Here is a 9,451-nt window from a genome sequence, read left to right as displayed (position 1 = left end):
GCGGGAGGTCTTCTTTGCGTTGCCTGTCTCCAGGCCTATATATGGTCGCCCTAGAACAGGGGCAGCTGATCCAGGTTGTTGGACGGATCGCCGTCGGCATCGCCGCGGATATACGTCTCGCCGTCCCGGCCCTTGAAGGCATTGACGCCGGCCAGTTGTCCGGCTTGCACCGCCTGCAGCACTTCTTCGTAGGACAGTACACGTCCGGATGCGGTTTTGAATGCGGTGAGATCGCCGTCGCCGTTTTTCTGCACTGCGACGATCTGTTCGCGCTGATCGCTTGCTTGCAGATTATTGTCCATGGGTATCCCTCGCTTTCGCAGACTGTAGACTTGGTATGACGGAAGCTATAACGTCCTCCCGTCATTTAATAGTCTCTCCAGCTCTCGCCCGATTATCCGCTGCCCGACATTTAATGGCATTAATCTTCCTGTAGCGTACGCTGTCCGTCATACAGCCGATCCGGCACAAGCTGCGGTCTCAGCTCCGTTGGACCGTATACATCGCGGAGCACGCGATCGCCATAAGGATCGGGATAGACCTCCTCGATGACGGACGCTGGCTGTGCATCGCGCTCCTGCATGCATGAGGACGGCCACCACAGCAGCGCCCATGCCGCCAGCAGCATTCTAGCCCACCGCATCTACTCCCTCCTTTCCTGCATCTAGCCTCAGTATCGACCAACGGAGCCTTAGCCAAACGGGGCTTACTCCGTTCGCTTGGCGGAACAAAACCGCGCCAGGCCGAATATAGTAAAGAATCAGGGCGATTGCCATCAGGAGGAGAAAAAAAGGGCTATATGAAGAAGCGAGACAACGCGAGCAGTCTCTCGGATCAGGCAGCGATCATCGGCGCTGCGGTATTGGTCATCGGCGGTCTGGTCGGCCTACTGTCGATTGCGGTAGCAGACACAGAGACTACAGACGACTCCAGCACCAACAACAAGACGCAATAGCCGGACATGCCCTTCCAGGCTGCCGGCTATTGCGCATCAGACATCAGGGAGGGAACTTGGTTGTGCTGACCAATAATGAGCTTTTGGACACATGGATACAAAAGGTTGCATCCGGTGAACCCTATGCTTCTGTTCGATTTGGAGATACCTCCTGTGCCATAATGGCACACGAAAAGATATTGACGATGGAGTTCATGAAAACCCAGTACGACTGGGTCAACCATCCGAAGTACATTACGCTTCCTAATGCAAGCGCTCGGGAGAAACTCGTGGCCTGTCTGCGCGAAGCTGATTTGGTAGGCCACCTAGTTGAGCCCCAGTGGGGGTTTAAGCCGCTTTTCGATATGGTAGCTAGTTTTTATAAACCCAAGCTGGACAATACGTTTTATGCCTTTGCCAATGCTCACATCTCCCGTGATAGACGATTTTACAGTGCATTTAAGGACACAAAGGTTCTGTTATGCGGCGCTAAAGCTGTGAAGTACCAAAAGGTGCTGCAAGACAGATACGGTTGGACCGGGATCGTCGGAGCTGTAGACTGCCCCACCTGGGATCACCATGAAGAGGCCATGCATCATATGAGTCTCATGTATAGCTCACAGCCCTATCGCCTGGCTCTTGTATGTGCAGGCGTCCCAGGCAAGGTGTTGACGATTCACGCCAAAAAGCTGGGCGCTGTTGGCGTTGACTTTGGGTCCGGGGCAGAGCTCTCCGTTCAAGCCGACGAACAGGGCTTTGATGCTTGGGATTATACTGGTACCCTAAAGTACTAGTAGAGTGTCACAGGATCAGCTTGGCGGCGGCGCGATCCATTCGGATGACCGCTTCATTACAGGCATAGATGTCCTCCGGCGCAAGTACCGTGGCCTCGCCACGGATCTGACGCATGAAGTCCTCGCTCAGCTTGACCGGCGTATCGGGTACGTCTAGCCGCTGCGCAGGCTGGCTGTTGGTCATGAGGATGACGCATGGACCAGGCTCCCCGGTCAGGTCGCCAGCCGAGCGGATCTCGGCGCGCCCCTTCGTGCCGGTGACGAAGATCCGCCCGTCGCCCCATGCCTGGACCGCCTCTGGCATGAGCCAATCGGACTTCATCGTCGCGGTGACCAGCCCTTCGTATACGATATTCAGGATCGCCTTGTCATACAGCTCCGGGTAGTCGAAGAGCGTCGTCTTGAGCAGCTTGCCCTCGTACTGGAGGATTGGCCGCCCGAGCAGCCAGTTCATCAGATCGACATCATGGATGAGCAGATCGATGATCAGCCCGCCATTGACCGACTTCTCAAAAAACCAATCCGGCCGTCGATGGCAAGCTGCTTTGTGCGGCTTGAGGAACGTTACGTCCAGCAGCTCGCCCAGCTCGCCATCGTCGATCAGCCGCTTGAGCCGTTGCAGGCTCGGCTCGAACCGCTCGGTCAGCATCATCCCGATCGCGACCTCGCGGCGGTCGATCAACTGCCTCAGCCGATGCAAGCCCGCCTCATCGACGGCGATCGGCTTGTCCGTCATGACGTGCAGCCCGTGCGAGGCGCACCACTCCATCACATCCAGCTTCCGGTCGTTGCGCTCGGCATTGCCCACCACCTCGACGCCCAGCTCCAGCAGCCTATCCAGGCTATCCAGCCTCGGCACGTCATAGTCCTTGGCATAAAGCTCCGGCAGATAAAAGTCGCTGTCATCGACGATGCCGACGAACTGATGACCCAGCTCCAGCATCTCGTCGATGAATTGTTTGATATGCACATGCTGGCATCCTGCGATTGCGAATTTCATCGTCATTCTTCCTCGTCATGGTTAGATTTTGGTAAGCTCCCGTTGGCTGCTGGAGATGAAGACAAGCGTTCGATCAGCTCTTCGGCATCGTAGACGAAGCCGAACGCCAGCGACACTCGCCACAATGCAGCTTCCTTGTTCAACTCCCGGGCTGCGGTCTCCCGATTCTCCACAGCAGTCACCGCCTGGCGCACTGCCGAGCAGAGGATGCCATGCCGGGACATGCCCGCCATTCCCCCTTCGGACAGCAATAGACACCAATTGATCGCAAAGCCTACATAGATCAAATGATTGATGTCATAATGTCGGCACAAGGCATAGAGCTGCCGATCGGTCGCGGCGATCTCCTCGTCCTCCTGAGGCTCCGACTGAGGCAAGAAGCTTAGGTCGGCGAATCCCGCCTCGATATCGGAGCGATTATGATCGCCGGGGAACCCGTGGCGATAGCGGAAACGCTGCAGTTCCTGCAACACCTCGTCCATGACGATCTGCTCCGGCCTCGGCTCCTCCTCCCGTCCTGCGATCGCCAGCGTGCGCGCATAGCCCGGATAGCTCTCATAGTAATGATCGGGCGATACGACATGGAACAGCTTCATCCCCGCGCCCCGCACAGCGCCGAGCAAGGACGGGAACACCTCCTCCTGAATCTGTGCAGCCCGCGGCAAATATTCGACCGCCCGATGCCAGCCCGGATACTGCTCCCGCGTGCCGGCATTCCAAGCGTGCATCACGACGACAGCCGTCTTGTCCAGATGGAGCGGCAGCTCGGCCCGCTTCCAGCCGCCATAGCCCTCGGCCGGCACGGCTGCGTCAAAGTCGGCGTCATGATGCTGATAATAATGCGTCGGAATCGTCCGTATCCTCATGCGTTCTTCTCCTCTCAAGGCTCGGCATCCGCCTGGCCCTTGGCGTAATAGGTCGCCACCTTGCGGATCGCGGCTGCTGTCTCCGCCATGTCTTGCGGTGTGTAAAATTCATGAATCGGCAGCCGGACGGCGGTCGCCAGGATGTCCTCTGCCACGGGGCAGAGCCCCTCCTCATAGGTCGCGCCGGTCAGCTCGAATGGGAAGTGGCTGCCCAGGTACGCTTGTCGCTTCTGGAACATCGGCTGCTTGTACATGACGGCAGGGATATAGCCCATCATATTGGGCACGCCCTCTGCTGCTAGCGCCGCGCAGAAAGCTTCGCGCGTACAGGTCAGCTCCTCCAGCCGAAGTCTCAGCATATAGAACCAGTAGGTACACTCGATCTCCGGCTTCACCTCATGTACAGCGATGCCGGGCAAGCCGCGCAGCTCCGTCGTCAACTGGTCGCCGTAACGCTGCCGGACCGAGCAGATCCAGGGCAACTTCTTGAGTTGGGCGATGCCGACCGCACCCTGCAGCTCAGTCATGCGATAGTTGGGGGCGAGATAATGCAGCTCCTTACGGACCGCATCCTCGAAGCGTTGGAAGTTTTTGTCGGCGAATGCATGCGTGGTGCGATAATCCTGCTCGTCGCCCGAATTGACGGTGACGATCCCGCCGTCACCCGTAGAGATATGCTTGAAATCGTTGGTGCTGAAGCATCCGTAATCGCCGAAGGTGCCGACCAGACGTCCTTTATAACGCGTCAGATAGCTCTGCGCGCAATCCTCGATCACCTTCAGCTTGTGCCGCCTGGCGATGTCCATAATCGCATCCATATCCGAAGCATTACCCGCCAGATGGACGACGACGATCGCCTTCGTCCGCTCGGTAATGCGCGCCTCGATAGAGGCGGGGTCCATCCCGTACGTATGCGGGTCGAGATCGGCGAACACCGGGATCGCATTCTGATACAGGATTCCGATCAAAGTCCCCTGGTCAGTGATCGGGCTCGTGATGACTTCATCCCCGACCGTCACGCCCGCTGCCCCCATCGCGATATGGAGCGCCGCCGTCCCCGATGACGCAGCTACGCTGTAAGAGACGCCATACAGCTCATTAAAATCGTTCAGGAACGTTTTGACCTTGTTGCCGAAATGATAGAACAACGTATTCTGCTGCAACGCCTCCAATACTTGCATCGCTTCCTCCAATCCAAAGCGTTGTCCCGAACCAAACGGCGTCGTCTTCACCGGCTGGCCGCCCTCGATCGCTAATATCTCCTTCATTCGTCTCCCCCTCCTGCCCCCTGTATAAGCACGGTATACGACAGCTTGCGGCAGTGCACGCCGAACCTTATCGCGGTATCGCCGCTCTCCGTCTCGGCTGCCCCGGCAGCCAGCGGCTCCCAGACGATCAAGCCGTCAAGCTCCGCCTCGCTCGCAAGCGTATACCGCCCGTCTGCCTGCTGCGCGATCCGCACCGCTCGGCGTCGTCTCACCCAATCCTCGATCTCGCGGGAGGTCCAGAATACCAAGCCCCGCTCCCGCGCCTGGCCGACGAAGGAAGCGAGCGCCTGCACGACGCTTGGTTTGCTCTCGATGTGACACTGGTGGAAAAGAAAGTGCGCGACGCCGCCGACCCGCTGGACACGCTCCAGCAGGACGGGCGTGATACTGCTGTCCGACCACGGCCGACCAATATCCAGATCCTGTGTCAGGAAGCCAAGCTCCAGCACGTGATACAACCGGTTGCCCTCGTCCGCCCATGCGATCGGGTAATACGGCTGGCAGGTTCCGAAGAGGAAGCCGACATTGCCTCCCTTGCTCGGTCCCCTCGTCTGATCGACGGCGATCCCGTTCGCCTCGCACCAGCGATATAGCTCGCCCCAGCCCTCGAAGCGAGTATAGTGGTTTTTGTTGGAGACGATCCCGGACTCGCCCCCCGCCTCTCGCAACCAATCCAACTGGCGCTCGAACTCACGCCGACTCCAGACGCCGCCTTGCGAAGCGAGAGCATTATAATGAAAGGCCAGCTCGTGCCCCTCCCCCAGCACCCGCTCATAGATGCCGGAGCTGTAGCCCGGCTCCAGCATGCACCAGGTCGAGCGAAGCTGCAGCGCCTCCAGCAGCTCGAGCGTGCGGACGGCTTGCTCATCGAGATTGCCGTCGCTGTCATGCGAGATCGTCGCGACCGCCTCGATCCCCTCCGGCCAGTAGGCGGTGAAGGGCAGCGTCAGCTCCAGCTCGACGACCGTCTGCAGCAGATGGCCGATCGCCACCTCTCGCCACAGGTCGGCATACGGCTCGGCGAAGTACGACTGGCCGCTCGCGGTCTGCCGCCGATCGAGCGTCCAGTCCATCCGATGGACGTCGTCCGCCTTCAGGATGCCTTCGTCGACGGCTGCGCTCCCATCAGGCGCTGGCAGTCCATCCGCCACGACTGGCTCATGGCCTTGCTGGAAGCCGACGACACAGAGCGGGACATTGACGCTGAAGCGATGTATGCGGCCAGCGCCTGCGGCGAAGGACTGGATCAGCGGCGCGACCTGTGCTGCGCCGGGCTCCCGGAAGCTCACGCTGCCCGACTCCGCGACGCCCCGAGATGCGGCATCGGCGACCGTCCAGGGGTGGATCTCCAGCGCTCGCAGCGTTGGGAAGCGACCGTACGACTCCGGCACCGTCGCGTAGCCCGTCTCCCACCTGGTAGCCCGCACGCTGTCGAGCCGCCGCGCCAGCTTGGGCAAGCCGCCGTAGGCGATGAGCGTACCGCCCTGCTCGACATAGTCGAAGAGTCGCTGAGCTTCTGCTTCGGTGTCGTCGGCGAGCGCCGCGACCAGCACATCCGGTCGCGATACGGCGACCTCTCCGATATGGTCGATGACGGTATACGGGATGCCGGCATGCTTGAGGATCTCCGTCATATACGACTCGAACGCATTGAGTCCATACCGCTGTCGCCGCCTCGCCGTCGCGCCGTCGATCAGCACCGTTACCTGCGCCATCCTCATCGCTCGCCCCTCCTGTCAACAGCCGTCACGCGGTCGCGCTCCAGCCGATACAGCTTCACACCCGCAGCGAAGTAGACATCTCCATCGGGAGCAACTGCCGCAGTCTCTACCTGGCCGGGCAACTCAGCCAGCGTACATACCGTCCGCTGCTCGCGGTCGATCCCGAGCAGCCGGTCATCTCCGAATGCGCCGATCGTCCGCTCATCCAGCGCGATCAGACAACGGCATAACGTCCCGAGCGACGACTGCCCGACGAACTGCAGCCGCTCCCGATCGAAGAAATGCACCCCCTCGTCCAGGCAGACATAGACGATGCCTCCGCTAGCGAGCACAGCCGTCGGCCGGACGCCCTTATCGAAGGCATGGTCGTACACGATCGCCCCCTCGGTCGTCAGCACGACGAAGTGAAAGGCATCCTCCTTGGGTGCTAGTCCGCTGGCGCCTCCGTCGGTAATAAAGTACAAGTAACGATCATCGGCCGCCAGCCCTGCCACCTGCTGCTCAGGGATGAGATCGTACCATGCCTGCACCTCCAGAGTGGCCGGATCGATCCGCGACATTCCTCCGCCATAGACGCCATATCGGGCCGACCAGCCGGTCCAGATGCCGCCGTCCGGTCCCAGCACGCTCTTGCCGGTAGGCCGGATCATCGCCGGGGCGACGGAGCGCAGCGTACGAGGGTTGATATTATCATGCTGGGCCCACGGCTGAAGCGGATCGTAGACGATATGATCTCCCCCCGCATAGGCCGACAGATAGAGCCGTCCTGCGGCGAACACCATGCCATATACCTCCCCGCCGCCATTGCAGACGGCGGAGGAGTTCCACAGCTCGCCGGTGCGCGGATCGTAACGGCAGATCGTCTGTCCGAAGGCACTGGCGCCCCATACGTGACCCTGCTCATCGACGGCGAGCGTATGCACCAGCGTCGAAGGCGCCTCCGTCGGGATCCGACGATATCCTCCAGCCGTCGCCTCCGGTCGCCGGATATAGTAATCCTGGCCTCGTACGCCTGCCCGTCGGCCATCAGCAAGCTCCAGCTCGCCTAGCGGATGTCTGCCCGTCGGGGCGGGCGAGATGTCGACGAGTCCGAGATCGTCGATCCCGTAGCGATAGCGGCGACCTCCGCTCTCGAGCACAAACGAGCCGGGATCGCCCGAGGCGACGACGACACGGTCCGGGAAGCTGGCGACCGGTCGGAAGGATGCCGTCTCAAGATGATAGGCGACAGCAAAATGCTCCTCCATGCCGCCGGTGACGATCATCCAGCCCGGCACATCGCCGTTGACATGGCGCGCATAGAGATTGCCAGGATGCGCTGAGGCTCGGCCTGCGGAGCGCAGCTCGTGACGATCCGGGTCATAGCGCAGCAGCAGGCAGCCGGGATAGGTGCAGCCATAGATCATGCCGTCGGAGCCTCGGGCCAGCTGCCAGATGTAGGACTCGCCTGCGAGCTGCAGCGGCCGCGACCATCGCCTCGTGCGCAGATCCAGTCGATGCAGGTAGCCATGCTGCGAGCAGGTCCCGATCAGCAGACAGCCATCGCCGATATCGAGCACTGCCCAGGCTCCCTCGTCGCCCGGCAGGCGGATCGACTCGCCATCGCCGCTCTCCGGGTCGATCAGGATGAGATTGCCGACCGCGCCAGCTGCGAAGTTGGAGAGCACCAGCTTTTCCTTGCCGTCCAGCGGGTCGATGACGGTCGCGATCGCCAATATATTGAAGTTGCGGCAAGGCTCGATCCGTTCGGTATAGTCGTATACTCGTTGTTGGGCGTTCACTTGTATCCTCCTGTCGACGGGCACTCCAGGATCGCCTTCATCTGCAATCTCTGGTTGTCCGTAAGCTTAATCGTACCGGCTCGCGCATTGGACTCGAGCTGTCCGATGGTCGAGGCAGCCGCGATGATCGGCCCCATGCCAGGCATCGCCAGCATGTAGGCGATGACGAGCTGACTCAGCTCCAGCTCCCACTGCCTCGCCAGATCCGCCAGTTCGCGGATCTGCTGCCATATCTCATGGGACGGCTCCCCCACCTCGGCTCCCTCGTCGTAGAGACGGTCGCCTGGCGCCGCCTGCTGCCGGTCCAGATAGCGACCGGTCAGCAAGCCTCTCGCGAGCGGGCTCCACGGCACGTAGGCATAGCCCTCCCGGACCGCCTGCGCCAGCACACCTTGCTCGGTTGCCTCGCCTTGGACGAGGTTGTATTGATTTTGCACGGCTTGTACCTGGCACCGCCCGCTCAGCGATGCCTGTGCCGCCCGGTACGTCGCCAGTTGATCGACGGAGAAGTTCGAGACGCCGAAGTAGCGGACGAGATCGCGACGCACCAGATCCTCGATCGCCATCAAGCTTTCCTCGGCGGGGACGCTCGCATCGAAGCCGTGGAAGTAGAGCAGGTCGATATACTCCAGACCCAGTCGCTTCAGACTGGCGTAGACGGCGTCGAGGATGCCGCCTCTCGACAAGCCGCTATGGTTTGGCGAGTAGCCGTCCATGCCGCCATAGATTTTGGTCGCGACGACGACGTTGCGCCGCTGCTCGGGATGACGGCGGAACCACTCGCCGATGATCCGCTCCGAATTGCCGGAGGCATTATGGTAGCGGTTGGCCGTATCCCAGTGCGTGACGCCGAGCTCGATCGCCCGGTCGAAGATGCGGAGCGCGGTCTCCCGGTCGACCCGGGAGCCGTCCCCCGTCTCGGGATCGCCGATCTTCCACGTGCCGAGGCCGACACTCGAGACGCGCAGTCCCGAGCGCCCCATATACCGGTAAGGCATGCCATGGAAGTCGTCGCTGCGGAACGGCACATTCAGCATCGCTGCGTTCATCTGTTGTTCGTTCATGACTCATCGCTCCTGACTTATGT

General features: G+C 60.8%; 10 protein-coding genes. 2 read left to right on the top strand and 8 right to left on the bottom strand.

The window, feature by feature from the left end:
- Positions 1-50 precede the first annotated feature (50 nt).
- On the bottom strand, positions 51-302 hold the full coding sequence (locus tag PA598K_RS22690) for a DUF3892 domain-containing protein (RefSeq protein WP_128659150.1): 252 nt from the start codon (positions 300-302) through the stop codon (positions 51-53).
- A 119-nt stretch (positions 303-421) separates the two neighbouring features.
- Complete coding sequence (locus PA598K_RS22685; RefSeq protein WP_128659149.1) at positions 422-643, bottom strand: hypothetical protein; 222 nt, start codon at positions 641-643, stop codon at positions 422-424.
- Between the two features lie 156 nt (positions 644-799).
- Here PA598K_RS22685 and PA598K_RS36415 point away from each other — a divergent pair, with 156 nt between their 5' ends.
- Positions 800-955, top strand: a complete 156-nt coding sequence (locus PA598K_RS36415; RefSeq protein ID WP_185602176.1) for a hypothetical protein — start codon at positions 800-802, stop codon at positions 953-955.
- 62 nt (positions 956-1,017) lie between these two features.
- On the top strand, positions 1,018-1,728 hold the full coding sequence (locus PA598K_RS22680) for a GT-D fold domain-containing protein (RefSeq protein ID WP_128659148.1): 711 nt from the start codon (positions 1,018-1,020) through the stop codon (positions 1,726-1,728).
- Positions 1,729-1,735: 7 nt separating this feature from the next.
- Here the strand turns inward: PA598K_RS22680 and PA598K_RS22675 are convergent, their stop codons facing one another.
- From PA598K_RS22675 to PA598K_RS22650, 6 genes are read right to left on the bottom strand one after another with little or no spacing between them, the layout of a single operon-like run.
- A complete protein-coding gene (locus PA598K_RS22675; RefSeq protein ID WP_185602175.1) occupies positions 1,736-2,728 on the bottom strand; it encodes a Gfo/Idh/MocA family protein in 993 nt (330 codons plus the stop codon).
- Positions 2,729-2,730: 2 nt separating this feature from the next.
- Complete coding sequence (locus tag PA598K_RS22670; protein WP_128659146.1) at positions 2,731-3,594, bottom strand: hypothetical protein; 864 nt, start codon at positions 3,592-3,594, stop codon at positions 2,731-2,733.
- A gap of 14 nt (positions 3,595-3,608) precedes the next feature.
- Positions 3,609-4,862 carry a DegT/DnrJ/EryC1/StrS family aminotransferase gene (locus tag PA598K_RS22665; RefSeq protein WP_128659145.1) on the bottom strand — a complete coding sequence of 418 codons (1,254 nt, stop codon included), beginning with the start codon at positions 4,860-4,862 and terminating at the stop codon, positions 3,609-3,611.
- The gene (locus PA598K_RS22660; RefSeq protein ID WP_128659144.1) at positions 4,859-6,583 is read right to left on the bottom strand and encodes a hypothetical protein; all 1,725 of its coding nucleotides are present in this window, start codon (positions 6,581-6,583) and stop codon (positions 4,859-4,861) included. The genes PA598K_RS22665 and PA598K_RS22660 overlap by 4 nt, the downstream gene beginning before the upstream one ends.
- Positions 6,580-8,364, bottom strand: coding sequence for a hypothetical protein (locus PA598K_RS22655; protein WP_128659143.1), 1,785 nt, complete (start codon positions 8,362-8,364; stop codon positions 6,580-6,582). The genes PA598K_RS22660 and PA598K_RS22655 overlap by 4 nt, the downstream gene beginning before the upstream one ends.
- Positions 8,361-9,428: an aldo/keto reductase gene (locus PA598K_RS22650; protein WP_128659142.1), complete on the bottom strand. Its 1,068-nt coding sequence runs from the start codon at positions 9,426-9,428 to the stop codon at positions 8,361-8,363. Before PA598K_RS22650 ends, PA598K_RS22655 begins: the two co-directional genes overlap by 4 nt.
- Between the last annotated feature and the right edge of the window lie 23 nt (positions 9,429-9,451).

The organism is Paenibacillus sp. 598K (assembly GCF_003851045.1).
Lineage (GTDB): Bacteria > Bacillota > Bacilli > Paenibacillales > Paenibacillaceae > Paenibacillus_D.
The sequence above is the reverse complement of the archived record's forward strand: the minus strand, read 5'-3'. Positions and strand labels throughout refer to the sequence as shown.